Here is a 23,542-nt window from a genome sequence, read left to right as displayed (position 1 = left end):
GGTAATGTGGTCGGGCGGGTCTTTCAGCAGGGTCTGGCCGGAAGATCAAGCAAGCTTTCGGCGATGCTGATCGCTTGGCGAGCGTCACCTGCGGTTGCATCCGCACCAACGCATTTGCAGGAATCCGGAGCGGCCGTGAAGACCGGTCCACCGACCATGACACGAACCCCACGATTCTGCGAATTCCGCCGCAGGCCGGCGACGGCGTCGTTCAGACTCGGCAGCAGCGCCTCGCAGGCCAGGGACAGGCCGATGACATCGAACCATGTGGTCCGCACCCGCGCGAAGGGGTCGCCCTCAGGATCGCGCGCGGTGCTGGTGACGTCCCAGCCGGCATCGCGGAAGAACTGCTCGACCACGGCGAGACCGAAGCTGTGCATCTCGCCCGGGCACGGCAACAGAAGGATGCTGCGCCCGTGCCGATGCTGCGGGGTCTCGCCGCCGAAGCGCCGGGTGACTTCGTGCATGATCCGCTGCAGCCGGCCCATGGCCACGGTCACTTCGGCGAAATCGCACAGGTCCTCTTCCCAGAGGACGCCGAGGTGGCGTGCGGTCGGCGCCAGGAGGTCGAGGAGTAGGCTTTCGGGCGTGAGCCCCTCTTCGATCAGCGCTGCGATCCGAGCCTCCACGGCGTCGCCCGCGGGTGCGAGCATGAGCGTGCTGAAGGTCTCGATCTGCTCAGCGCTAGGCAATATACTACATACTTCACCGCGCGGCTCTGGCCGGTGAACGATCATCAGGCGGGGAATGATCTCCGCTTCGACGAGGCGCGCGAGCTCATCGCCCCAGTGTCCCCCTTGGGCGACGCGGCTGAGCCTGGACTCGAGGCTCGATCGACAGAGATCCGGCATGTCGCCGCCAGATCCCTCGTAAGCGAAGCCCTCAACGGACTGCCTCATCTCATCCATTGGAATCTCCCAATGTCGCTGACGGCATTCTTGCTTCGCTACGATCTTGATCGTCGAGCTTCCGCGTCCTCAAGCACGTCTTTTCGGGGGCTTCTCAAACCCTCGACAGCGACCGTGGCCGTGTCGGTGCAGGCCGCGACGATACGCTTCGGAACCATTTTGACAATCCCAAAGCTGTAACTATTCTGCATTCATTCAGTAAATCTCCATTGACGTAAAGCCAGCTTGACACTCGTCCTGGCCGTTCCTAACCTCCCCTCAGCGACCCCCCTGTGAGGGGTCGGACGGGTGAAACAGGGGCGCGGGCGATGAGCCAGAGAGAGGGCCGGCACAGACAGCCTCTCTACGACGTGCAGCAAAGGGCGCGCCGCGACGCCACGGCCTGGACCCTTGTCCAAGGCATTCTGGCCCCGCTTCAATTTCTCGTGTTCCTGGTCAGCCTCGCCCTCGTCCTGCGCACCCTGGCCACGGGCGAGGGGGCTTTTGCGGCCAATGTCTCGATCGTCGCCAAGACGGGGCTCCTCTACGCGATCATGGTCACGGGCTCGATCTGGGAGAAAGTCGTCTTCGGACGCTACCTGTTCGCCCCGGCCTTCTACTGGGAAGACATGGTCAGCATGCTGGTGCTGGCCCTGCACAGCGCCTACCTCGTGGCCCTGGCGACGGGCTGGATCGAGACCAACGGCCTGATGCTCCTGGCGCTTGCCGCCTATGGCTCCTACGCGATCAACGCGACGCAGTTCCTCCTGAAGCTGCGGGCCGCGCGTCTCGATGCCGGACCCGCCTCCCGCCTCGCCGCGGAGGGCGCCCGATGAACGCCCACGCTCCGATCCCCACGGCCGATGCGGGCTGCGGCGTCACCATCCGCCAGGAACGCGGGCAGCGCGCGGTGTTCTGCGGGCTCACGGGCATCGTCTGGCTGCACCGCAAGATCCAGGACGCGTTCTTCCTCGTGGTCGGCTCGCGGACCTGCGCCCACCTCATCCAGTCGGCCGCAGGCGTCATGATCTTCGCCGAGCCGCGCTTCGCCACCGCCATCATCGACGAGCGCGATCTCGCCGGCCTCGCCGACATGAACGAGGAGCTCGACCGGGTCACCCGCCGCCTCATCGAGCGCCGGCCGGACATCCGGCTCCTGTTCCTCGTGGGCTCGTGCCCCTCCGAGGTGATCAAGCTCGATCTGCCCCGCGCCGCCCAGCGCCTGTCGCAGAGCCTCAGTCCGGACGTGCGGGTGCTGAGCTATTCCGGCAGCGGCATCGAGACGACGTTCACGCAGGGCGAGGATGCGTGCCTCGCAGCCCTCGTCCCCGAACTGCCGCGCACGGAGGCCGAGGCCGTCCCCTCGCTCCTCGTCGTCGGCGCCCTCGCGGATGTGGTGGAGGACCAGTTCGCTCGCCTGTTCGCCGAGATGGGCCTGGAGCACGTCGACTTCCTGCCCGCGCGGCGGGCGGGCGCGATGCCGGCCGTTGGGCCGAACACCCGCATCCTGCTGGCCCAGCCCTTCCTTGCCGACACCGCACGGGCGCTCGAAGCGCGCGGCGCGACCCGGCTGCCCGCCCCGTTCCCCCTCGGGGCCGAGGGCACCACCGCATGGCTGCGGGCCGCGGCCGACGCGTTCGGAGTCGATCCCCGGCGCTTCGCCGAAGCCACGGCGCCGGGCCTGCGCCGGGCCGAGCGGGCGCTCGGGCCCTATCGAGCGCTGCTCGGGGGCCGCCGGGTGTTCTTCTTCCCCGATTCCCAGCTCGAGCTACCGCTCGCCCGCTTCCTGTCGCGGGAAATGGGCGCCACGCTCATCGAGGTCGGGACGCCCTACCTGCATCGCGGCCACATGGCCCCGGAACTCGCCCTGTTGCCGGCGGGCACCGAGGTCGTGGAGGGCCAGAGCCTCGACGCGCAGATGGACCGCTGTCGCGCGGCCCGGCCGGACCTCACCGTGTGCGGCCTCGGCCTCGCCAACCCGCTGGAGGCCGAGGGGCTCGCCACCAAGTGGTCCATCGAGCTGCTGTTCACCCCGATCCAGGGCTACGACCAGGCCGGTGATCTCGCCGAGCTGTTCGCCCGCCCCCTCGTTCGCCGCACCCGGCTGGAGGTCTAGGACCATGCAGCTGACGCTCTGGACCTACGAGGGACCGCCCCATATCGGCGCCATGCGGGTCGCCACCGCCATGCGGGGCCTGCACTACGTGCTGCACGCCCCCCAGGGCGACACCTACGCCGACCTTCTGTTCACCATGATCGAGCGGCGCGACGCCCGCCCGCCGGTGACCTACACCACCTTCCAGGCGCGCGACCTGGGCGCCGACACCGCCGCGATCTTCCAGAACGCCGTGTCGGAGGCCTATGCCCGGTTCCAGCCCGAGGCGATGATCGTCGGCGCCTCGTGCACGGCCGAACTGATCCAGGACGATCCGGGCGGCCTTGCCCGTGCCCTCGACCTGCCGATCCCGGTGATCCCCCTCGAGCTGCCGGCCTACCAGAAGAAGGAGAACTGGGGCGCCTCCGAGACCTTCTATCGGCTGGTGCGGGCGCTCGCCGGCCCCAAGGCCGAGCCCGCACCGCGCGCGGGCCGGCGCCCGCTCTGCAATATCCTGGGTCCGACGGCGCTCGGCTTCCGCCATCGCGACGACCTCGTCGAGATCGAGAAGCTCCTGGGCGCCCTCGGCATCGACGTGAACGTCGTCGCCCCGCGGGGCGCCAGCCCGGCCGATCTCGGACGCCTGTCGGCGGCGGACTTCAACGTGGTGCTCTATCCCGAGATCGCCCGCGCGGCGGCCCAGCACCTCCAGAAGACCTTCGGCCAGCCCCTGGTCGAGACCGTGCCCATCGGGGTCGGGGCCACGATCCGATTCGTCGAGGAGGTGGCGGCGCTGGCGAACGTCGATCCGGCCCCTGTCCTTGCCGGCGCCCCCTCGCGCCTGCCGTGGTACTCGCGCTCCGTCGATTCGACCTACCTCACCGGCAAGCGGGTCTTCATCTTCGGCGATGCCACCCACGCGCTGGCCATCGCGCGGGTCGCGGCGGCGGAACTCGGCTTCAAGGTCGTGGGACTCGGCACCTACACCCGCGAATTCGCCCGGGAGGTGCGGGCGGAAGCCGCACTCCACGGCATCGAGGCGACGATCACCGATGACTACCTCGACGTCGAGGCGGCGATTCAGGCCGCCCAGGCCGAATTGGTCCTGGGCACCCAGATGGAGCGCCATATCGCCAAGCGCTTGGGCGTGCCCTGCGCGGTGATCTCGGCCCCGATCCACGTACAGGACTTTCCCGCCCGGCACTCGCCGCAGATGGGGTTCGAGGGCGCCAACGTCCTGTTCGACACCCTCGTCCACCCCCTGATGATGGGGCTGGAGGAGCACCTCCTCGGCATGTTCCGCGAGGATGCCGAGTTCCACGACGGCGCCGCGCCCTCGCATCTCACACGACACGGAACGGCCCCCTCCGTGCCCGAGGCACCGGAGCCCGCCGCCCCGGTGATCGACACGCCACCGCAGACCTCGGCTCCCGACGACGCACCGGCCGCCTGGGAGGCTTCGGCCGAGAAGGAACTGAAGAAGATCCCGTTCTTCGTGCGCGGCAAGGCCCGCGCCAACACCGAGCGGTTCGCCCGCGAGCGCGCCCTGTCCCGCATCACCGTCGAGACGTTGTACGATGCAAAAGCGCATTTCGGCCGCTGAGGCCATTCCCATGCGTGTCGTCATCGTGACGATGGACACGCATCTCGCCAGTTCCGTCGAGCGGGCGGGCAGGATCCTGCGCCGCGAGGCCCCGGGCCTCTCCATCGTCCTGCACGCGGCCACCGAGTTCAGCACCGACCCCGAGAAGCTCGCGCGCTGCCGGGCCGACATCGCCACGGCCGACATCCTGCTCTGCGCGATGCTGTTCATGGAGGACCATTTCCAGCCGGTCCTGGCCGATCTCGCGGCCCGGCGCGCTGGCTGCGACGCCCTCGTCTGCATGATGAGCGCGACACCGGCCACCCGGCTCACCCGCATCGGCGCCTTCAGCATGGACGGCAGCCAGACCGGGCCGATGGCGCTGCTGAAGCGCCTGCGCGGCTCGCCGAAGACGCGTGCCGCCAGTTCGGGCGCCGAGCAGATGAAGATGCTCAAGCGCCTGCCCAAGATCCTGCGCTTCATCCCCGGCACCGCCCAGGACGTGCGGGCCTACTTCCTCACCCTGCAATACTGGCTCGCGGGCTCGGACGAGAACGTCCTCAACATGATCCGCGCCCTGGTGGACCGCTACGCCGACGGTCCGCGCCGGATCTATCGCGGCACCCTCAAGGCCAGCCCGCCCGTCGAGTACCCCGAGGTCGGCGTCTACCATCCGCGCCTGCCCGGCCGGATGGGCGAGGATGCCGGCGCGCTGCCGGGTCACCAGGGTCGGGGGAACCGCGGCACCGTCGGCGTGCTCGGCCTGCGCTCGTACATGCTGGCGGACAACGCCGCCCATTACGACGGAGTCATCGCCGCCCTGGAGGCACGCGGCCTCGCGGTGATCCCCGCCTTCGCCAGCGGCCTCGACGCGCGCCCGGCCATCGAGCGCTACTTCCTGAAGGATGGCGTGCCGGCCATCGACGCCCTTGTCTCGCTCACCGGCTTCTCCCTCGTCGGCGGCCCGGCCTACAACGACGCGGCCGCCGCCCAGGACATCCTGGCCCGCCTCGACGTGCCCTACATCGCCGCCCATCCGGCCGAATTGCAGACCCTGGAGCAATGGGGCGCCTCCGACCGCGGGCTGCTGCCGGTGGAATCCACCATCATGGTGGCGATCCCCGAACTCGACGGCGCCACCGGACCGATGGTGTTCGGCGGCCGGTCCGACAAATCGGGCGCGCCCTGCCAGGGCTGCCACGTCGCCTGCGTCTTCCCCGTGGGCGAGGACGACCGGGACATGCATTCCTGCGTCGAGCGCGCCGGGATGCTCGCCGCCCGCGTCGAACGCCTCGTGCGCCTGCGCCGCTCCGAGCGGGCGGAACGCAAGATCGGCCTCGTGCTGTTCAATTTTCCGCCCAACGCCGGCAACACCGGCACCGCCGCCTACCTGTCGGTGTTCGAATCCCTTCACCACACCCTCGTGGCCATGAAGGCGGCGGGCTACGACGTCGCGGTGCCGGGCGGCGTCGCGGCGCTCCGCGAAGCCGTGGTCACGGGCAACGCGGCCCGGTTCGGGGCCACCGCCAATGTCCACACCCGCATCCCCACCGACACCCATGTGCGGCGCGAGCGCCACCTCGCCGAGATCGAGGCACAGTGGGGGCCGGCTCCGGGCCGGCAGCAATCGGACGGCGCCTCGATCTTCGTGCTCGGCGCCCAGTTCGGCAACGTCTTCGTCGGCATCCAGCCCGCCTTCGGCTACGAGGGCGATCCGATGCGGCTCCTGTTCGAGAAGGGGTTCGCGCCGACCCACGCGTTCTGCGCCTTCTACCGCTGGCTGCGCGAGGACTTCAAAGCCCACGCCCTGATCCATTTCGGCACCCACGGCGCGCTCGAATTCATGCCCGGCCGCCAGACCGGCCTCTCGGCCGCCGACTGGCCCGACCGCCTCATCGGCGACGTGCCCAACATCTACCTCTACGCCGCCAACAACCCCTCCGAGGGAGCACTCGCCAAGCGCCGCTCGGCCGCGACCCTGGTCAGCTACCTCACTCCGCCCATCGCCCATGCGGGGCTCTATCGCGGCCTCGTCGACCTCAAGGGCTCCATCGAGCGCTGGCGCGGCCTGGATCCGGAATCAAACCGTGAGCGCGGCGACCTCGCCACCCTGATCCAGGCGCAGGCCGCCCTGGTGGAACTCTCCCCGGCCGAACCGGCCTGGACCGACTCCGGGGCCGAGATCGCCCGCATCGGCCGCGCGGTGCTGGACCTCGAATACACCCTGATCCCCCACGGCCTCCACGTGGTCGGCGCGCCGCTCTCGACGGAAGCGCGGGTCGACATGCTCATCGCCATGGCGGATTCCATCCACGGGGTCCGGCTGGAGCGCGCCAGCGTCGCCGCCCTGGTGGCGGGGGCGAGCCCAGAGGCCGCCCTCAAGGCCGGCGGCCCGGTGCCGAGGGCCGCCGATCTCGCGATCCTGCGCGAGCTCGGGGCCACCGACGCGCTGCTCGGGCAGGACCACGAGATCCCCGCCCTCCTGCGGGCGCTCGATGCCCGCTTCATCCGCCCCGCCCCCGGCGGCGACCTCCTGCGTACCCCGGCGATCCTGCCGACGGGGCGCAACCTCCACGGCTTCGATCCTTTCCGCATCCCCAGCGCCTTCGCGGTCCAGGACGGCGCCGCCCAAGCCAAGCGCCTCCTCGACCGCCACCGCGCCGACGGCCTGCCCCTGCCGCGCTCCATCGCCATCGTGCTGTGGGGCACGGACAACCTCAAGAACGAGGGCGGCCCCATCGCCCAGGTCCTGGCGCTGCTCGGCACCCGGCCCCGCTTCGACGGCTACGGCCGGCTCGCCGGCGCCGAACTCATCCCCCTCGAAGAGCTCGGCCGACCGCGCATCGACGTGGTGGTCACCCTCTCGGGCATCTTTCGCGACCTGCTGCCCCTGCAGATCAAGTTGCTGGCCGAGGCCTGCCTGCTCGCGGCCTCGGCCGACGAGCCGGTGGAGCGGAACTTCGTCCGCCTCCACACCCTCGAATACCAGCGCGTCCACGGCGGCGACTTCGAGACGGCCGCACTCCGGGTCTTCGGCAACGCCGAGGGCGCCTACGGCTCCAACGTCAACCACCTCGTCGAGAACGGCCGCTGGGACGCGGAAGACGAACTCGCCGAGACCTACTCCCGGCGCAAGGGCTTCGCCTATGGCCGCGACGGGCGCCCGGTGCAGCATTCCGCGCTCCTGAAGAGCGTGCTCGCCGACGTCGATCTCGCCTACCAGAACCTCGATTCCGTGGAACTCGGCGTCACCACCGTGGACCATTACTTCGATACGCTCGGCGGCATCAGCCGGGCGGTGAAGCGGGCGAAAGGCGGGGTCGAGGCACCGGTCTATATCGGCGACCAGACCCGGGGCGAGGGCTGCGTCCGCTCCCTCAACGAGCAGGTCGCCATCGAGACCCGCACCCGCATCCTCAACCCGAAATGGTACGAGGGCATGCTCGCCCACGGCTACGAGGGCGTGCGCCAGATCGAGACCCACGTCACCAACACCATGGGCTGGTCGGCCACCACCGCGCAGGTCGATCCGTGGGTCTACCGCGAGATCACCGCCACCTTCGTCCTCGATCCGGCCATGCGCGAACGCATGGCGGCCCTCAATCCGACGGCGTCGGCCAAGGTCGCCAACCGCCTGATCGAGGCACACGAACGCGGTTTCTGGCAGCCCGACGCCGCCATGCTCGACGCCTTGCGCGAGGCCGGCGACGAGCTCGAAGACCGTCTCGAAGGCATCACCGCAGGGGTCGCAGCATGAACATCGCCATCCGGAACCCGGTCGCGTCGCGGCAGTCTGAAGGAAGCGTTCAGGTCGAACTCGACCCGAACCTCAAGATCGGCACCGCCAAGGTGTTCGCCGTCTACGGCAAGGGCGGCATCGGCAAGTCCACCACCTCGTCGAACCTCTCGGTGGCGTTCTCGAAGCTCGGCAAGCGCGTCCTCCAGATCGGCTGCGACCCGAAGCACGACTCGACCTTCACGCTGACGAAGCGGTTGGCACCCACCGTGATCGATGCCCTGGAGGCGGTGCAGTTCCACTCCGAGGAACTGCGCATCGAGGACTTCGTGGCGGAAGGCTACAACGGCGTCATGTGCGTCGAGGCCGGCGGCCCGCCCGCCGGTACGGGCTGCGGCGGCTACGTCGTCGGCCAGACGGTCAAGCTCCTCAAGGAGCATCATCTTCTGGAAGACACCGATGTGGTGATCTTCGATGTGCTCGGCGACGTGGTCTGCGGCGGCTTCGCCTCGCCGCTCCAGCACGCCGACCAGGCGCTCATCGTCACCGCCAACGACTTCGATTCGATCTTCGCCATGAACCGCATCGTCGCGGCGATTCACGCGAAGTCGAAGAATTACAACGTCCGCCTCGGCGGCGTCATCGCAAACCGCTCGGCCAAGACCGACGAGATCGACCGCTTCAACGCCGCCGTCGGCCTGGAGCGCATCGCGCACTTCCCCGACCTCGACGTGGTGCGCCGCTCGCGCCTCAAGAAATCGACCCTGTTCGAGATGGAGCCGACGCCCGAGCTCATCGCCGTCACCGACGAGTACATGCGGCTGGCCGCCCATCTTTGGGCCGGCGGCAAGTCCCTGGCCGCGCTCCCGATGAAGGACCGCGACCTGTTCGAGTTCCTCGGCTTCGATTGAGGGGAGGGCGCGCCATGACCAGCTACGCGACCCGCCGCTCGCAGCTCACCACCTACTTCGACCGCACCGCCGTCGACGCCTGGGCGCGCCTCACCTCCGACGCGCCGGTGTCGAAGATCCGCGCCACCGTGCGGGCCGGGCGCGACGCCATGCGGGCGAACCTCCTGTCCTGGCTGCCGGAAGACCTCACCGGCCGGCGCGTCCTCGACGCCGGCTGCGGCACCGGAGCGCTCAGCATCGAGGCGGCGCGCCGCGGCGCCGAGGTGGTGGCCATCGACGTCTCGCCGACCCTCGTCGGCCTCGCCCGCGAGCGCCTCGCCGAAGTCCCCGAAGCCGCCCGCATCGACTTTCGCGTCGGCGATATGCTCGATCCCTGGCTCGGCCGCTTCGACCACGTCGTGGCGATGGATTCCCTGATCCACTACGCCACCCCCGACATCGTCCGGGCGCTCGCCGAACTGTCCCTGCGCACCGACGGCTCCGTGGTGTTCACCGTGGCCCCGCGCACGCCGCTGCTCACCCTCATGCACTGGGCCGGCCGCGCCTTTCCCCGCGCCGACCGGGCGCCCGCCATCGTGCCGGTGGCGGAGAGGACCCTGCGCCGCCGGGTCGCCGCAGAACCGGTGCTCTCCGGATTCGGGCTCGCCCGGACGCACCGGGTCAACAGCGGCTTCTACCTGTCGCAGGCCTTCGAGCTGACCCGCACGTCGCCGGGGAGGGGGACGCCATGACCCGCCTCGGCGAGACCATGGCCCGGGGCTTCATGAAGCTCGGACCCGGCATCCTGCCGTTCGCGGATGCGGCCACCGTCGAGCTGCCCATGGGGCGCCTGCTGCGTCTGGCCCTGTTCCAGGTCACCGTCGGCATGGCCGCCGTGCTCCTCATCGGCACCCTCAACCGGGTGATGATCGTCGAGCTCGAAGTGCCGGCCTGGATCGTCGCCGTGATGCTGTCGCTGCCCCTGGTCTTCGCCCCGTTCCGGGCGCTGGTGGGCTTCCGCTCCGACACTCACCGCTCGGTGCTCGGCTGGCGTCGGGTGCCCTACATCTGGTTCGGCACCCTGCTGCAGTTCGGCGGGCTCGCCATCATGCCGTTCGCCCTCCTCATCCTGTCGGGCGACACCACCGGGCCGACCTGGCCGGGCCATGTGGCGGCCGCCCTGGCTTTCGTCCTCGTCGGCGCAGGCCTCCACACCACCCAGACCGTGGGCCTGGCGCTGGCCACCGACCTCGCGCCCGCCCATGTCCGCCCGAAGGTGGTGGCGCTGCTCTGCGTGATGCTCCTCCTCGGCATGCTGGTCAGCGCCGTGGTGTTCGGCCTGCTGCTCGCCGATTTCTCGGCGCTCCGCCTCATCAAGGTGATCCAGGGCGCGGCCGTGGTCACCATCGTGCTCAATGGCATCGCCCTGTGGAAGCAGGAGGCGCGCGATCCGTCGCGCACCGACAAGCGCGCGCCGCGCCAGACCTTCTCGCAATCCTGGGCGGCCTACGCCAACAACGGCCTCGCCCGCCGGCGCCTCGTCGCCACGGGGCTCGGCACCGCCGCCTTCTCCATGCAGGACATCCTGCTGGAGCCCTATGGCGGGCAGATCCTCCACCTGCCGGTGGCGGCGACCACGGCGCTCACCGCGATGCTGGCGGCCGGCGGCGGCCTCGGCCTGCTGCTGGCCGCACGCTGGCTCGGCCGGGGCGGCGACGCGTTCCGGGTGGCGGCGGCGGGCTCCGGTGTCGGCATCCTCGCCTTCTCCGCCGTGATCTTCGCCGCTCCCCTGAACTCCATTCCCCTCTTCGCGCTGGGCGTCACCCTCATCGGCCTCGGCGGCGGCCTGTTCGCCCACGGCACCCTCACGGCCTCCATGGCCAAGGCGGGCCCGGAGGAGACGGGGCTGGCGCTCGGCGCCTGGGGCGCCGTGCAGGCGAGTGCCGCCGGTGTCGCCATTGCGGCGAGCGGCATCCTGCGCGATCTCGGTTCGTACCTCGCCACCTCCGGCGCCCTGGGGGAGGGGATGAACCAGCCCTCCACCGGCTATCTCATGGTCTACCACCTCGAGATCGCGCTGCTGTTCGCGACCCTCGTCGCCATCGGCCCCCTGGTGCGCGACCCCGCCGCCCGGCGCCGCGCGGGGCGTTCCGCCTCGCCCGTCGCCCTACCCAACCCGTCAGCTTGAGAACCGGGAGACACGTCATGGGCAGAGGTGAAATCACGGGCTATGTCGACGTCGCGCAGGTGGTCCTCTACGCGTTCTGGATCTTCTTCGCCGGCCTGATCTTCTACCTGCGCCGCGAGGATCGGCGCGAGGGCTACCCCCTGGAGGCCGAGGGGCTGCCGGGCCGGCGCGCCACCCCGGACCCCATCCTGATCCCGACGCCGAAATTCTTCCACCTCTCCAACGGCGAGGTGAAGACCGCTCCGCCGCACGAGGGTCCCAACACCTGGAACTACCGCGGCCACAAGCACGAGGTCTGGCCGGGCGCCCCCCTGGAGCCCGACACCGACGGTCTGCACGACCAGATCGGCCCCGGCTCGTTCGCCGACCGAGACGATTCCCACGACCGCACCTGGGACGGCGACAAGCGGATCGTTCCCCTGCGGGTGGCCGAGCATTTCGTCGTCCACGAGGACGGCCCCAACCCCATCGGCATGACCGTGTTCGGCGCCGACCGGCAACCCGCCGGCACCGTCTCCGACCTCTGGGTCGATCGGGGAGAATCCATGGTGCGCTACTACGAGGTGGAACTCGGTGCCGGCGGTCGGCGCGTGCTGATGCCCAACACCTTCTGCCGCACGGGCCGCTTCTCGCGCACCGTGAAGACCGAGGCGCTGCTGGCCCACCAGTTCGCCGACATCCCCGCCCACAGGGACCCGGATTCGGTGACCCTTTACGAGGAGGAACGGATCATGGCCTTCTTCGGTGCCGGCACCCTCTACGCGACCCCCGGACGACAGGAGGCCTTCCTGTGACCCGAGCCCTCAGCCAGACCCACGGCGTCCCCGCCAACCGCTTCGACGCGCCGCCCGGCCTGCCGGCCCCGCTGCCCGCCGGCGAACACATCCTCTGGCAGGGCCGCCCCGGCGGCCTCGCCATCGGACTGCGCGCCCTGCACATCCGCCTCGTGGCCCTGTGGTTTTTCGGATTGGCCCTCTGGGCGGCCGTCCCCCTCGCGGCGGAGGGCCGGCTCGTCGAGGCCGCGATCGCCGCCGGGCCGACGCTCGCCATCGGCACCGGCGCCGTGGCGCTCCTCGGCCTCCTCGGCTGGCTCTCGGCGCGCTCGACCACCTACACCATCACCAACCGCCGGGTGGTGATGCGGGTCGGCATCGCCCTGCCCATGACCCTGAACCTGCCCTTCGGCCTCGTGGACGGCGCCGGCTGCCGGCACTTCTCCGACGGCACCGGCGACCTCGCCCTGCGGGTGAAGCCCGGCAACCGCATCGCCTATCTCCACCTCTGGCCCCATGCCCGACCGTGGCACGTGACGGCCCCCGAGCCGATGATGCGCTCGGTGCCCGACGCGGCCGATGTCTCGGCCATCCTCGCCCGCGCCCTCGCGGCGGCCCGGGAGGTCGAAGAGGAGGCCGCCAACCCGGTGATCCGGCCCCGCGCCCGCGGCCCCCGTCTCGCCACCGCCAGCTGAAGGAGCCATCCCGTGAGTGGACGCACTCTGAACGCCCCCATGGGCCGAGCGAGCTGGTTCCCCGTCGGCGCCGGCCTTCTCCTCGCCTTCGCTCTCGGGACCATCGGCATCGCCCGGTACGAAGGGGTCGGCCTGACGCGAATGCCCCCGGCCCAGCCCGTCCGTACCCTGCGCCTGACCGCCGAGGACCGGGCGGACGGGGCGATCCTCCTGCGCGACGCGGTGAAGGGCACCCTCGTCGCCACCGTGGAGCCGGGCCAGGACAACTTCATGCGCGCCACCCTGAGGGGCTTCGGCCAGGCTCGCCTGCGTGCCGGGTTCGGCCGTGAGGCACCGTTCCGCCTCACCCATTTCGACGACGGCAGCCTTGCCCTCGACGACGAGCTCACCGGCCGCGCGGTCAATCTCGGCGCCTTCGGTCCGTCGAACTTCGTCGCGTTCGCCCGCCTGCTGCCCGAGCCCGGAGCCCCCCGATGATCGCCTGGCTGAACGGCCGCCGCACCGTCGAGGTGCCCTGTACCGTGGAGATCGAGCAGACGCCCGAGAGCCTCCATGCCCACGTGACCCTCGACGCCGACTTCGACATCGAGCCCGGCGACGAGGTCCTCGTCCACGATTCCCCCGTGAGCGTCCCCTACGGCGAGCGTCTCACGGTCCGCCGCACCGCCACGGTGATCCGGGCCGGACGCCTGGAGCGGTTCTGGACCAAGCTCGCCGGGCACCTCGAACTCACCGAACTCTACGAAGTCAGCTTTTCCGAGAGGAGGCGCCTGTGACCGTCTCGATCCAGCACCAGACCGTGAAGCCCAAGCTGCCCATGAATGAGGGCACCAAGGCCGCGCACGAGACCACCTTCCTGTCGCCGCGCTTCTACACCACGGACTTCGAGGAACTCGACCGCACCGACGTCGAGCCCGTGCGCGCGGACTGGGACAAGCTCATCGCCGAGTTGCGCGACGACCCGAACAAGCGCCACTTCACCCGCAATTCCGATTTCGACGCCGACATGTCCGGTCTCGATCCGGACCTGCGTAAGGAGTTCATGGACTTCCTCGTGTCGTCCATCACCGCCGAGTTTTCCGGCTGCGTGCTCTACGCGGAGATGCGCAAGCGCGCCAAGAACCCCGATATCCGCGAACTGTTCGGCTTCATGAGCCGCGACGAGGCTCGCCACGCCGGGTTCATCAACGACGTGTTGAAGGATTTCGGTATCGGCGTAGACCTGGGCTTCCTGACCAAGTCCAAGAAATACACTTTCTTTCGCCCAAAATTCATCTTCTACGCCACCTACCTCTCCGAGAAGATCGGCTACGCCCGCTACATCACCATTTTTCGCGAATTGGAGCGCCATCCCGAGCGGCGCTTCCACCCGATCTTCAAGTGGTTCGAGAAGTGGTGCAACGACGAGTTCCGCCACGGCGAAGCCTTCGCCCTGCTGATGCGCGCCAACCCGAAGTTGACCACGGGCGTGAACCGCTACTGGATCAAGTTCTTCCTGCTCGCCGTGTTCGCGACCATGTATGTGCGTGACCATTGCCGCCCGGCCTTCCACAAGGCGCTCGGCGTCGATCCGACCGATTACGATTTCAAGGTGTTCCGCATCACCTCGGAAATCTCGAAGCAGACCTTCCCGCTCACCCTCGATCTCGAGAGCCCGAAGTTCAAGCGGGCCCTCGACCGGCTGCTCGCCTGCTCCAACGGCATCGCCGACGCCAAGGCGCAGGGCGGACTGATGGGCAAGCTCAAGCACGGCGCCTGGATCGCGGCCTCGGCGGTGAACTTCGCCCGGCTCTACGCACTGCCGACCCTCGACAATCCGATGCCGGCCGAAATCCGCCTCGAGCCGGTCTGGTAGGGCGATGGCCGCCTACGCCGTCCCCGCCCTCTACGCGGTGGTGATCTGGTGGTTCTCCACCGGGCTCATCATCCTGCTCGATCACCGCCCGCGCTCCACCCATCCCTGGAGCATGGCGGGCGGCACCCTGGTGCTCGCCGGAGCCCTGTGGGCCATCGGCACCAGCGCGGCGGACACCACCGAAGCGGGGGCCTACACCGCCTTCACCGGCGCGCTGCTCGTCTGGGGCTGGCAGGAGATGAGCTACTACATGGGCTTCGTCTCCGGGCCACGCACGGTGGCGTGCCCACCGGGCGCACGCGGGTTCGCCCGCTTCCGGGCGGCGCTGGCCACCAGCCTCTGGCACGAAGTCGCCATCATCGCCGGCGGCCTGGCGATCCTGTGGCTGACCTGGGGCGGCCCCAACCGCTTCGCGCTGTGGACCTACCTCATCCTGGCGGCCATGAACCTCTCGGCCCGGCTCAACATGTTTCTCGGCGTGCGCAACCTCAACGCCGAGTTCCTGCCCGCCCACCTCGCCTATCTCGCCGGCTTCCTGCGCAACCGGGCGATGAACCCGCTGTTCCCGCTCTCCGTCGCGGCGGCCGCGTCCGGCACCCTCTGGCTGGCCGCCGCCGCCCTGGGGGAGGGCATCGGCGCCCACGAGCTCGTCGGCTTCACCGTCGTCACGACGCTCATGGCACTCGCCACCCTGGAGCACGGCTTCCTCATGCTGCCGCTGCCCTCGGCCGCCCTGTGGCAGTGGAGCCTGCCGGGGAAGAACGCCGCCCCGCGCGCAGCCCCCATGGGCGGTGGGGCGGATTACGGCGCGGTCGCTACGCCACCCCTCACGGCCCGGAGCCGGGAGGCGCACGAAACCGTCGGCTGAGCGTCGCCTCGCGACCTTCGCCACAAGAACGGGCAAAGACCACTGCAGAGAACGGGAAGGGGACAGGCCATGAACTACGAAAACTTCTTCGCCGCCGAACTCGACGGCCTCCACCGCGAGGGCCGCTACCGGGTGTTCACGGACCTGGAGCGGCACAACGGCCGCTTCCCCCACGCCACGCATCACACCCCCGGCGGCACCCGCCCGGTCACCGTGTGGTGCTCCAACGACTATCTCGGCATGGGCCAGCACCCGGTTGTGCTCGATGCCATGCACGAGGCCCTCGACCGCTGCGGCGCCGGGGCCGGCGGCACCCGCAACATCTCGGGCACCAACCATTATCACGTGCTGCTGGAGCAGGAGCTCGCCGACCTCCACGGCAAGGAGGCCGCGCTCCTGTTCACCTCCGGCTACGTCTCCAACTGGGCGGCGCTCGGCACCCTCGCGGGCAAGCTCCCGAACTGCGCGGTGTTTTCCGACGCCGAGAATCACGCCTCGATGATCGAGGGCATCAAGGCGAGCCGGGCCGAGCGCCACATCTTCCGCCACAACGACCCGGAGGATCTCGACCGCAAGCTGCGTCTGGTCGACCCCTCCCGCCCGAAGCTCGTGGCCTTCGAGTCCGTCTACTCCATGGACGGCGACATCGCCCCCATCGCGGAGATCTGCGACGTGGCGGAAGCCCACGGCGCGCTCACCTACCTCGACGAGGTCCACGCGGTCGGCCTCTACGGGCAACGCGGCGGCGGCATCTCCGAGCGCGACGGCCTCGCCCACCGCCTCGACGTCATCGAGGGGACGCTGGGCAAGGCGTTCGCGGTGCATGGCGGCTACATCACCGCCTCGGCGAAGCTCTGCGATTTCGTCCGCAGCTTCGCCTCGGGTTTCATCTTCACCACCTCGCTGCCGCCCGCCGTGGCGGCGGGCGCGGCGGCCAGCATCCGTCACCTCAAGGCCAGTGGATCGGAGCGCACCCGGCATCAGGAGCGGGTCGCCACCGTCCGCGCGCGCCTCGACGCGGCCGGCATCCCGTACCTGCCCAACGACAGCCACATCGTGCCGGTGATGGTCTGCGACCCCGTGCTGTGCAAGGCGATCAGCGACACCCTGCTCGACACGTTCGGCATCTACGTCCAGCCGATCAACTATCCCACGGTCCCGCGCGGCACCGAGCGCCTGCGCATCACCCCGTCCCCGCTCCACACGGATGCCGACATCGACCACCTGGTGAATGCGCTCAGCACCATCTGGGGCCGGATGGGCGTCGAGCGCGCGGCAGCCGAGTAGACCCTGCTCCCCATCACACGGGGAGATGCGAACGACGCGTCGAGACAAGGTGAAATCGGCCCCATGATCGTCAACGGATCGACCCACGCGGTGCATCGTGAACCGGCCTCCGTCGCACCCCCGAACGCGGAGACCGGCGTGATCCGGGCGGCGGGACGGGCGAAGCCGGCGCGTCCGGACACGGCGCCGTACGCGCCGGCCCCGAGCTTCCCGTTCTCGGCCATCGTCGGCCAGGACGAGATGCGCCAGGCGCTCCTCATCGCGGCCGTGGACCCGTCCGTCGGCGGCGTCCTCGTCTTCGGCGATCGCGGCACGGGCAAATCCACGGCGATCCGGGGGCTCGCCGCCCTCCTGCCGCCCATGCGGGCGGTAGCCGGGTGCCCCTATGCCTGCGATCCCGCCCGGCCGGGCGATCTGTGCCACCTCTGCCGCGACCACGCCGGCGGCCTGAAGGTCCACACCGTCCCGGTGCCGGTGGTGGACCTGCCGCTCGGCGCCACCGAGGACCGGGTGGTGGGCGCCCTCGACCTCGAACGGGCGCTCGCCCACGGGCAGAAGGCGTTCGAGCCGGGGTTGCTGGCGCGGGCCAACCGGGGCTTCCTCTACATCGACGAGGTCAATCTCCTCGACGATCACCTCGTCGACCTCCTCCTCGATGTCGCGGCGTCGGGGATCAACACCGTGGAGCGCGAGGGCCTGAGCATCCGCCATCCCGCCCGCTTCGTGCTGGTGGGCAGCGGCAACCCGGAGGAGGGCGAGTTGCGCCCACAGCTCCTCGACCGCTTCGGCCTCGCCGTCGAGGTGACGACGCCGACGGACCTGCCGACCCGCATCGACGTGGTGCGTCGCCGCGACGCCTACGAGCGCGATCCGGAGGCGTTCTGCGCCGCCCATGCCGGGGCGGACGCGGCGATCCGCGAGACCCTCACCCGCGCCCGCGCGCACCTGCCGTCGCTCACCGTGCCCGACGCCACCCTGGAGGCGGCCGCCCGGCTCTGCCTCGCACTCGGGACCGACGGACTGCGGGGCGAACTCACCCTCATGCGCACGGCCCGGGCGCTCGCGGCCCTGGAGGCGGCCGACACCGTCGGCGTCGATCACCTCGCCCGCATCGCTCCGGCAGCCCTGCGCCATCGCCTGCGCCGCAATCCGCTCGACGAATCCGGGTCCACCGCCCGCGTCACCCGGGCCGTGGCGGAGGTTTTCGCCCCGTGACCACCTGGGCCGACGCGGTGCTGGTGGCGCGCCTCGCGGCGGCCGATCCACACGGGGTCGGCGGCGTGGTCGTGCGTGCCGGCGCGGGCCCCGTACGCGAGGCCTGGCTCGCAGCCCTTCGCGTAGCCCTTCCGAGCGACAGGCCGATGAGGCGGATGCCCGGCAGCATCACCGATGCGCGCCTGCTCGGCGGCCTCGATCTACCCGCCACCCTCGCGGCCGGACGTCCCGTGGCGGAGACCGGGCTTCTGGCCGAGACCGATGGCGGCCTCCTCGTCGTTCCCATGGCCGAACGCCTGTCACCCGGGCAGGCGGCCCGTCTCGCCGCGATCCTCGACACCGGCACCGTACGGGTGGAGCGCGACGGCCTCGGACGATGCCACCCGGCACGCCTCGGGGTGATCCTTCTCGATGAGGGTCAGGGCGACGGCGAGGCCGTGCCGGACGCCCTGGCCGACCGCCTCGCCCTGCACATCGATCTCACGGACGTCCCCTGGCGCGATGCGGTCCCGGTGGACGACCCGTCCCACGCCGAAGCGTCCGATCCGGGGGCAGAGGACGTTCTCGGCGCCCTGTGCCGGGCCGCCGACGCCCTCGGGGTGGTGTCGCTCCGCGGTCCGCTCCTGGCCGCCCGAGTCGCGCGGCTGCTCGCCCGTCTCGAGGGGCGTGCGGTTCCGGGCGAGAACGATACGATCCGGGCCGCACGCCTCGTCCTCGGCCCGAGGGCGACGCGGATGCCCACAGCCGAACCGACGCCCGAGGCCGCCGTGCCCGAGGAGTCCGCGCCGGAGGAGACCACGCCCGAACCGGATACCCCCACCGAGCACGAGGAGACCTCCGCCTCCCTCGACCAGCGCATGGTCGAGGCCGCGCGCAGCGCCCTTCCGCGCGATCTTCTCTCCGGGCTCATCGCGGCGGGAGCACGCCCGCGCCAACCGCGGGCCGGCAAAGCGGGGGCCGCCGCCGCGTCGCCGCGCGCCGGACGGCCCCTGGGCGCGCGCGCCGGCGATCCGCGCCAGGGACGCCTCTCCCTCGTCGACACCTTGCGCGCCGCCGCACCCTGGCAGCGTTTGCGCCGGACGGCGGGCGAGCCCCAGGGCATCCGGATCCGCCCGGAGGATCTACGCGTCACGCGCTTCGTCCAGCGCACGCAGACCACGACGATCTTCGCCGTCGATGCCTCGGGTTCGGCCGCCCTCGAACGCCTCGCCGAGGCCAAGGGCGCCGTGGAGCTGCTCCTGGCCGAAGCCTATATCCGCCGGGACCGCGTCGCCGTCCTGGCGTTTCGCGGGCTCGGGGCCGAGTTGATCCTACCACCCACCCGCGCCCTGGCGCGGGCGCGGCGGGGTTTGAGCGCCCTGCCCGGAGGCGGGGGCACGCCGCTGGCCGCGGGCCTCGATGCAGCGGCGGCACTCGCCCGGAGCGTGCACCGGGGCGGGGGAACGCCGGTGGTGGTGGTGCTCACCGACGGACGCGCCAACATCACGCGCGCGGGTGCGGCCGGCCGTACGCAGGCAGGCGCCGACGCCCTCGCGGCAGCCACGGCCCTGCGGGCCGACGGGGTCCGCACCATCCTCATCGACACGGCGGCCCGGCCGCAGGACACCGCCCGCCGCATCGCCGAGGCCATGGGGGCGCGCTATCTCCCCTTGCCCTACGCCGATGCGGGGGCGATGCGTGCCGCCATCCGGGCGGCGACCTGAGGGAGCGATCATGTCCGCGCCGAGCGATCGACCCGCCTGGGAGCGCGAAGGCGCGGATTGGCCCCACCGCGAGGCCAGCCGTTTCGTCGAAGCCTCTGGCCTGACCTGGCACGTCCAGACCTTCGGCGACGCCGCTGCTCCGGTGCTCCTGCTCCTGCACGGCACCGGCGCGGCCACCCATTCGTGGCGCGGCCTCGCTCCCCTGCTGGCGCAGGATTTCTTCGTCGTGGCGCCGGATCTCCCCGGCCACGCCTTCACCGATCCGCTGCCCGCGAACCGCCTGTCCCTGCCCGGCATGGCGGCGGCGATCCGTGATCTCCTCTCCGCCCTCGGGGTGGTCCCGGAGGTGATGGTCGGCCACTCTGCCGGCGCCGCGCTCCTCGTCCGGCTCTGCCTCGACGGCCTCGCCCCCCGCCACCTCGTCGCCCTCAACGGGGCGTTGACGCCGTTTCCCGGCCTCGCATCCGTGCTGTTCCCGAGTCTCGCCCGGATGCTGTTCCTCAATTCGGTGACGCCGCGAATCTTCGCCTGGACCGCCGACCGCCCGGCGGTGGAGCGCCTCATCCGCGGCACCGGCTCGCGTCTCGATGCCGGGGGGCTCGATCTCTATCGGCGCCTGTTCCGCTGCCCCGGCCACGTCGCCGGAGCACTCGGCATGATGGCGAACTGGGATCTGGCGGCGCTGGACCGCGCCATCACCCGGCTCACCGTGCCGACGACCCTGGTGGTGGGCGGCGACGACCGGGCGATCTCGCCCGACACCGCCTTCGCCCTGCAGAAGCGCCTGCCCCATGCGCGGGTCGAATTGCTGCGCAACCTCGGCCACCTCGCCCACGAGGAGGCGCCCGTGGCGGTCGCCGGGATCATCCGCCAGCTCAGCCCGGCACGGGCCGCGGCAGAGGCGTAAAACAGCGCTTGCGTCCCGTCGCGGACGCGGATTAGTGTCACTTTATGTTGACACTCGCCGACATGCCGAACCCTGTGACGAGCTCCGATCCGCGCGCCCACGCGGTGGTGATCGGCTCCGGCTTCGGCGGTCTGGCGGCGGCGATCCGCCTCGGCGCCCGGGGTTACCGGGTCACGGTGCTGGAGCGCCTGGAGCAGCCCGGCGGTCGCGCCCGCGTCCACCGCCAGGACGGATTCACCTTCGACGCCGGCCCGACCATCGTCACGGCGCCGTTCCTGTTCGAGGAGCTGTGGCGCCTGTGCGGCCGGCGCATGGACGACGATGTGACGCTCGTGCCCATGCGGCCGTTCTACCGCATCCGCTTCGACGACGGCGCCACCTTCGACTACAGCGGCGACATCGCCGCCATGCGGGCCGAAGTCGCGAAGTTCTCATCCGCCGATGTCGCCGGATACGAGGCCTTCATGGCCCGCTCCGAGGCGATCTGCCGGGTCGGGTTCGAGGAACTCGGCCACGTGCCGTTCTCGTCGGTCACCGACATGCTGCGGATCATGCCGAGCCTGCTGCGCCTCGGTGGTCACCGCTCGGTCTACGACCTCGTCGCCAGCTACATCCGCGACGAGCGCCTGCGGACGATCTTTTCCTTCCACCCGCTGCTCATCGGCGGAAGCCCGTTCCGGGCGAGCGCGATCTACTGCCTCATCGCCCATCTCGAGCGGCGCTGGGGCGTCCACTTCGCCATGGGCGGCACCGGACGCCTCGTCGACGGCCTATGCGACCTCATCCGGGGGCAGGGCGGGGCGCTACGCTGCGGCGCCGACGTCGCCCGCATCACCGTGGCGGGTGGAAAAGCCACGGGCGTCACCCTGGCGAATGGCGAAGCGATCCCGGCCGAGATCGTGGTGTCGAACGCCGATTCGGCCTTCACCTACGGGACTTTGCTCGGCGGCACCGCCAAACGCTGGAATGCCCGGCGCCTCGGGCGCGCGCATTCCTCCATGGGCCTGTTCGTCTGGTACTTCGGCACCAGCAAGAAATTTCCCGATGTCGCCCACCACACCATCCTGATGGGCCCGCGCTATCGCGGCCTCATCGAGGACATCTTCACCAAGAAGAGTCTGGCGAAGGATTTCAGCCTCTACTTGCATCGGCCCACCGCCACCGACCCGATGCTGGCCCCGCCCGGACACGACGCGTTCTACGTGCTGTCGCCGGTGCCGAACCTAGACGGCGGCCAGGATTGGGCGGCGCTCGCCGAACCCTACCGGGAGGCCATCGCGCGGCATCTGGAAGCCACGGTGATGCCGGGGCTCTCCGAGAGCCTCGTTACGTCGAAAGTCACGACCCCCAACGACTTCGCCAGCGATTTCCTGAGCTATCGCGGATCCGGCTTCGGCCTCGAACCCGTGCTGACGCAATCGGCGTGGTTCCGGCCGCACAATGCGTCCGAGAACGTGCGCAACCTCTACCTCGTCGGGGCCGGCACCCATCCGGGCGCCGGACTGCCCGGCGTCCTCTCCTCTGCCCGAGTCCTCGATTCCGTGGTGCCGGATGCGCGCGTCTTCGCCTGAGGCCGTCAGGCCGTCCTTCTGGGCAACCCCCGAGCCCGACAGGCCGCCCCTCTGGGCGACGCCGCACGCCGACGCCGCCGACCGGGCCGCGTGCCGGAACGCGATCCGGGCGGGCTCGCGCAGCTTCTTTGCCGCCTCCGCCCTTCTGCCGGCCCATGTCCGGCGCCCGGCCTACGGGCTCTACGCGTTCTGCCGCCTGTCCGACGACGCCGTCGACGACGTGGCGCCCGTCGCCCGGACAGCGGCCGCGGCCCGCCTGTCCGCCCGCCTGACCCGCGCCTATGACGGGCGCCCCGCCGACGCCCCCGCCGACCGGGCGCTCGCCGACCTCGTCGTCGCCCACGCCATCCCGCAGGCCCTGCCCATGGCGCTCATCGAGGGGCTGGCCTGGGATGGGGAGGGCCGGCGCTACGCGACGCTCTCCGACCTCACCGCCTACGCCGCCCGGGTCGCCGCCAGCGTCGGCGTGATGATGACCCTGATCATGGGGTCACGCGATCCGGCCGTCCTCGCCCGGGCCTGCGACCTCGGAATCGCCATGCAGTTCACCAATATCGCCCGCGACGTCGGCGAGGATGCCCGTGCGGGCCGGCTCTACCTGCCCGTCGACTGGCTGAGAGAAGCCGGAATCGAGCCGGAGGCCTTCCTGACCGACCCGCACCCGAGCCCGGCCCTGGCGGGCGTCGTCGCCAGGCTGCTCGCGGCGGCGGACCTCCTCTACATCCGCTCGGAAGCGGGCCTCTCCGGCCTGCCGCGCGCCTGCCGGCCGGCGATCCGCGCGGCCCGGCTCATCTACGCTGAGATCGGACGGGAGTTGGAGCGCCAGGACCTCGATCCGGTGACCACCCGGGCTCGCGTCGATGGCCGGCGCAAGGCGGCGCTCCTGGCCCGCGCCACCCTGACGCCCACCTTCGCGCCCGCGCAGGATCGCCATGCGCCGCCCCTGGCCGAGGTCGCGTTCCTCGTCGCGGCCGTGGCCGCACAGCCGGTGCCCGCCGGTCCGGCCTGGTGGGACGTGCCCGGCCAGATGGCCCGGGTCCTCGACCTCGTCGAGACCCTGCGCGAGCGCGAGACCTTTGCGGGACCCGCCTTCGCGCCCGAGGGGTCCTCGCACGCCGTCCCGTGAGCGACCCGTTCTTCGCCGCCCTCGACATCGGCCTCGTGTTCGGCCTGGCGCTCGGTCTCGCCCTCTGGCAGCTCGTGGCGCTCAAGCGCGGCATCCGCCGCGACCGGGAGGCGGCCGCCCGCGCGAAGGCCGAGGCCGGCGATTCGTGAACGCGACCGACCATC

At 70.8% G+C, this 23,542-nt stretch carries 21 protein-coding genes; 20 read left to right on the top strand and 1 reads right to left on the bottom strand.

The features are described from left to right. Positions 1-23 precede the first annotated feature (23 nt). Positions 24-737 carry a cobalamin B12-binding domain-containing protein gene (locus ASF22_RS19370; RefSeq protein ID WP_056267550.1) on the bottom strand — a complete coding sequence of 238 codons (714 nt, stop codon included), beginning with the start codon at positions 735-737 and terminating at the stop codon, positions 24-26. A 479-nt stretch (positions 738-1,216) separates the two neighbouring features. Here ASF22_RS19370 and bchF point away from each other — a divergent pair, with 479 nt between their 5' ends. The 20 genes from bchF (at position 1,217) to ASF22_RS24575 (ending at position 23,527) form a co-directional block, all read left to right on the top strand. Next, the gene (gene bchF / locus ASF22_RS19365; RefSeq protein WP_056267314.1) at positions 1,217-1,723 is read left to right on the top strand and encodes a 2-vinyl bacteriochlorophyllide hydratase; all 507 of its coding nucleotides are present in this window, start codon (positions 1,217-1,219) and stop codon (positions 1,721-1,723) included. Continuing rightward, positions 1,720-3,003 (top strand): ferredoxin:protochlorophyllide reductase (ATP-dependent) subunit N, encoded by a 1,284-nt coding sequence (locus ASF22_RS19360; RefSeq protein WP_056267311.1) that lies wholly within the window; start codon positions 1,720-1,722, stop codon positions 3,001-3,003. Before bchF ends, ASF22_RS19360 begins: the two co-directional genes overlap by 4 nt. Positions 3,004-3,007: 4 nt before the next feature. Further along, on the top strand, positions 3,008-4,585 hold the full coding sequence (gene bchB, locus ASF22_RS19355; protein ID WP_056267309.1) for a ferredoxin:protochlorophyllide reductase (ATP-dependent) subunit B: 1,578 nt from the start codon (positions 3,008-3,010) through the stop codon (positions 4,583-4,585). After that, a complete protein-coding gene (locus ASF22_RS19350) occupies positions 4,560-8,321 on the top strand; it encodes a magnesium chelatase subunit H (RefSeq protein ID WP_056267304.1) in 3,762 nt (1,253 codons plus the stop codon). The genes bchB and ASF22_RS19350 overlap by 26 nt, the downstream gene beginning before the upstream one ends. Then, complete coding sequence (gene bchL / locus ASF22_RS19345; RefSeq protein WP_056267302.1) at positions 8,318-9,211, top strand: ferredoxin:protochlorophyllide reductase (ATP-dependent) iron-sulfur ATP-binding protein; 894 nt, start codon at positions 8,318-8,320, stop codon at positions 9,209-9,211. Before ASF22_RS19350 ends, bchL begins: the two co-directional genes overlap by 4 nt. A gap of 14 nt (positions 9,212-9,225) precedes the next feature. Continuing rightward, complete coding sequence (bchM, locus tag ASF22_RS19340; RefSeq protein ID WP_056168786.1) at positions 9,226-9,942, top strand: magnesium protoporphyrin IX methyltransferase; 717 nt, start codon at positions 9,226-9,228, stop codon at positions 9,940-9,942. After that, a complete protein-coding gene (locus ASF22_RS19335; RefSeq protein ID WP_056267300.1) occupies positions 9,939-11,378 on the top strand; it encodes a BCD family MFS transporter in 1,440 nt (479 codons plus the stop codon). Before bchM ends, ASF22_RS19335 begins: the two co-directional genes overlap by 4 nt. A 17-nt stretch (positions 11,379-11,395) precedes the next feature. After that, a complete protein-coding gene (puhA, locus tag ASF22_RS19330) occupies positions 11,396-12,172 on the top strand; it encodes a photosynthetic reaction center subunit H (protein WP_056168782.1) in 777 nt (258 codons plus the stop codon). Continuing rightward, positions 12,169-12,846: a photosynthetic complex putative assembly protein PuhB gene (gene puhB / locus ASF22_RS19325; protein WP_056168779.1), complete on the top strand. Its 678-nt coding sequence runs from the start codon at positions 12,169-12,171 to the stop codon at positions 12,844-12,846. Before puhA ends, puhB begins: the two co-directional genes overlap by 4 nt. Before the next feature lie 12 nt (positions 12,847-12,858). Further along, positions 12,859-13,323, top strand: a complete 465-nt coding sequence (gene puhC / locus ASF22_RS19320; protein WP_244474348.1) for a photosynthetic complex assembly protein PuhC — start codon at positions 12,859-12,861, stop codon at positions 13,321-13,323. After that, positions 13,320-13,622 carry a hypothetical protein gene (locus tag ASF22_RS19315; protein ID WP_056267295.1) on the top strand — a complete coding sequence of 101 codons (303 nt, stop codon included), beginning with the start codon at positions 13,320-13,322 and terminating at the stop codon, positions 13,620-13,622. The genes puhC and ASF22_RS19315 overlap by 4 nt, the downstream gene beginning before the upstream one ends. A 23-nt stretch (positions 13,623-13,645) precedes the next feature. Beyond that, positions 13,646-14,701: a magnesium-protoporphyrin IX monomethyl ester (oxidative) cyclase gene (gene acsF / locus ASF22_RS19310; RefSeq protein WP_280137430.1), complete on the top strand. Its 1,056-nt coding sequence runs from the start codon at positions 13,646-13,648 to the stop codon at positions 14,699-14,701. 4 nt (positions 14,702-14,705) lie between these two features. Then, positions 14,706-15,569 carry a putative photosynthetic complex assembly protein PuhE gene (puhE, locus tag ASF22_RS19305; protein WP_082479315.1) on the top strand — a complete coding sequence of 288 codons (864 nt, stop codon included), beginning with the start codon at positions 14,706-14,708 and terminating at the stop codon, positions 15,567-15,569. 69 nt (positions 15,570-15,638) lie between these two features. After that, the gene (hemA, locus tag ASF22_RS19300; protein WP_056267292.1) at positions 15,639-16,856 is read left to right on the top strand and encodes a 5-aminolevulinate synthase; all 1,218 of its coding nucleotides are present in this window, start codon (positions 15,639-15,641) and stop codon (positions 16,854-16,856) included. Positions 16,857-16,919: 63 nt separating this feature from the next. Continuing rightward, entirely contained in the window at positions 16,920-18,071 is a 1,152-nt protein-coding gene (bchI, locus tag ASF22_RS19295; RefSeq protein ID WP_082483845.1) for a magnesium chelatase ATPase subunit I, read from the top strand. Further along, entirely contained in the window at positions 18,068-19,774 is a 1,707-nt protein-coding gene (locus ASF22_RS19290) for a magnesium chelatase subunit D (RefSeq protein ID WP_056267290.1), read from the top strand. The genes bchI and ASF22_RS19290 overlap by 4 nt, the downstream gene beginning before the upstream one ends. A gap of 10 nt (positions 19,775-19,784) precedes the next feature. Next, the gene (bchO, locus tag ASF22_RS19285) at positions 19,785-20,681 is read left to right on the top strand and encodes an alpha/beta fold hydrolase BchO (RefSeq protein WP_056267287.1); all 897 of its coding nucleotides are present in this window, start codon (positions 19,785-19,787) and stop codon (positions 20,679-20,681) included. A 44-nt stretch (positions 20,682-20,725) separates the two neighbouring features. After that, a complete protein-coding gene (locus tag ASF22_RS19280) occupies positions 20,726-22,252 on the top strand; it encodes a phytoene desaturase (RefSeq protein ID WP_056267283.1) in 1,527 nt (508 codons plus the stop codon). Next, positions 22,233-23,378: a phytoene/squalene synthase family protein gene (locus ASF22_RS19275; RefSeq protein ID WP_056267282.1), complete on the top strand. Its 1,146-nt coding sequence runs from the start codon at positions 22,233-22,235 to the stop codon at positions 23,376-23,378. The genes ASF22_RS19280 and ASF22_RS19275 overlap by 20 nt, the downstream gene beginning before the upstream one ends. Further along, positions 23,375-23,527 (top strand): hypothetical protein, encoded by a 153-nt coding sequence (locus ASF22_RS24575; protein ID WP_200918887.1) that lies wholly within the window; start codon positions 23,375-23,377, stop codon positions 23,525-23,527. Before ASF22_RS19275 ends, ASF22_RS24575 begins: the two co-directional genes overlap by 4 nt. Positions 23,528-23,542: the final 15 nt, after the last annotated feature.

The organism is Methylobacterium sp. Leaf87, from assembly GCF_001422775.1.
GTDB lineage: Bacteria > Pseudomonadota > Alphaproteobacteria > Rhizobiales > Beijerinckiaceae > Methylobacterium.
Note: the sequence above shows the minus strand (reverse complement) of the source record. Positions and strands in the feature narration are given on the sequence as shown.

Excerpts from the sequence above, each read along its gene's own strand:
- ASF22_RS19370 (WP_056267550.1), bottom strand. The coding sequence starts at position 737 with ATGATCGTTCACCGGCCAGAGCCGCGCGGTGAAGTATGTAGTATATTG.
- bchF (WP_056267314.1), top strand. The coding sequence starts at position 1,217 with ATGAGCCAGAGAGAGGGCCGGCACAGACAGCCTCTCTACGACGTGCAG.
- ASF22_RS19360 (WP_056267311.1), top strand. The coding sequence starts at position 1,720 with ATGAACGCCCACGCTCCGATCCCCACGGCCGATGCGGGCTGCGGCGTC.
- bchB (WP_056267309.1), top strand. The coding sequence starts at position 3,008 with ATGCAGCTGACGCTCTGGACCTACGAGGGACCGCCCCATATCGGCGCC.
- ASF22_RS19350 (WP_056267304.1), top strand. The coding sequence starts at position 4,560 with ATGCAAAAGCGCATTTCGGCCGCTGAGGCCATTCCCATGCGTGTCGTC.
- bchL (WP_056267302.1), top strand. The coding sequence starts at position 8,318 with ATGAACATCGCCATCCGGAACCCGGTCGCGTCGCGGCAGTCTGAAGGA.
- bchM (WP_056168786.1), top strand. The coding sequence starts at position 9,226 with ATGACCAGCTACGCGACCCGCCGCTCGCAGCTCACCACCTACTTCGAC.
- ASF22_RS19335 (WP_056267300.1), top strand. The coding sequence starts at position 9,939 with ATGACCCGCCTCGGCGAGACCATGGCCCGGGGCTTCATGAAGCTCGGA.
- puhA (WP_056168782.1), top strand. The coding sequence starts at position 11,396 with ATGGGCAGAGGTGAAATCACGGGCTATGTCGACGTCGCGCAGGTGGTC.
- ASF22_RS19315 (WP_056267295.1), top strand. The coding sequence starts at position 13,320 with ATGATCGCCTGGCTGAACGGCCGCCGCACCGTCGAGGTGCCCTGTACC.
- puhE (WP_082479315.1), top strand. The coding sequence starts at position 14,706 with ATGGCCGCCTACGCCGTCCCCGCCCTCTACGCGGTGGTGATCTGGTGG.
- hemA (WP_056267292.1), top strand. The coding sequence starts at position 15,639 with ATGAACTACGAAAACTTCTTCGCCGCCGAACTCGACGGCCTCCACCGC.
- bchI (WP_082483845.1), top strand. The coding sequence starts at position 16,920 with ATGATCGTCAACGGATCGACCCACGCGGTGCATCGTGAACCGGCCTCC.
- bchO (WP_056267287.1), top strand. The coding sequence starts at position 19,785 with ATGTCCGCGCCGAGCGATCGACCCGCCTGGGAGCGCGAAGGCGCGGAT.
- ASF22_RS19280 (WP_056267283.1), top strand. The coding sequence starts at position 20,726 with ATGTTGACACTCGCCGACATGCCGAACCCTGTGACGAGCTCCGATCCG.
- ASF22_RS19275 (WP_056267282.1), top strand. The coding sequence starts at position 22,233 with ATGCGCGCGTCTTCGCCTGAGGCCGTCAGGCCGTCCTTCTGGGCAACC.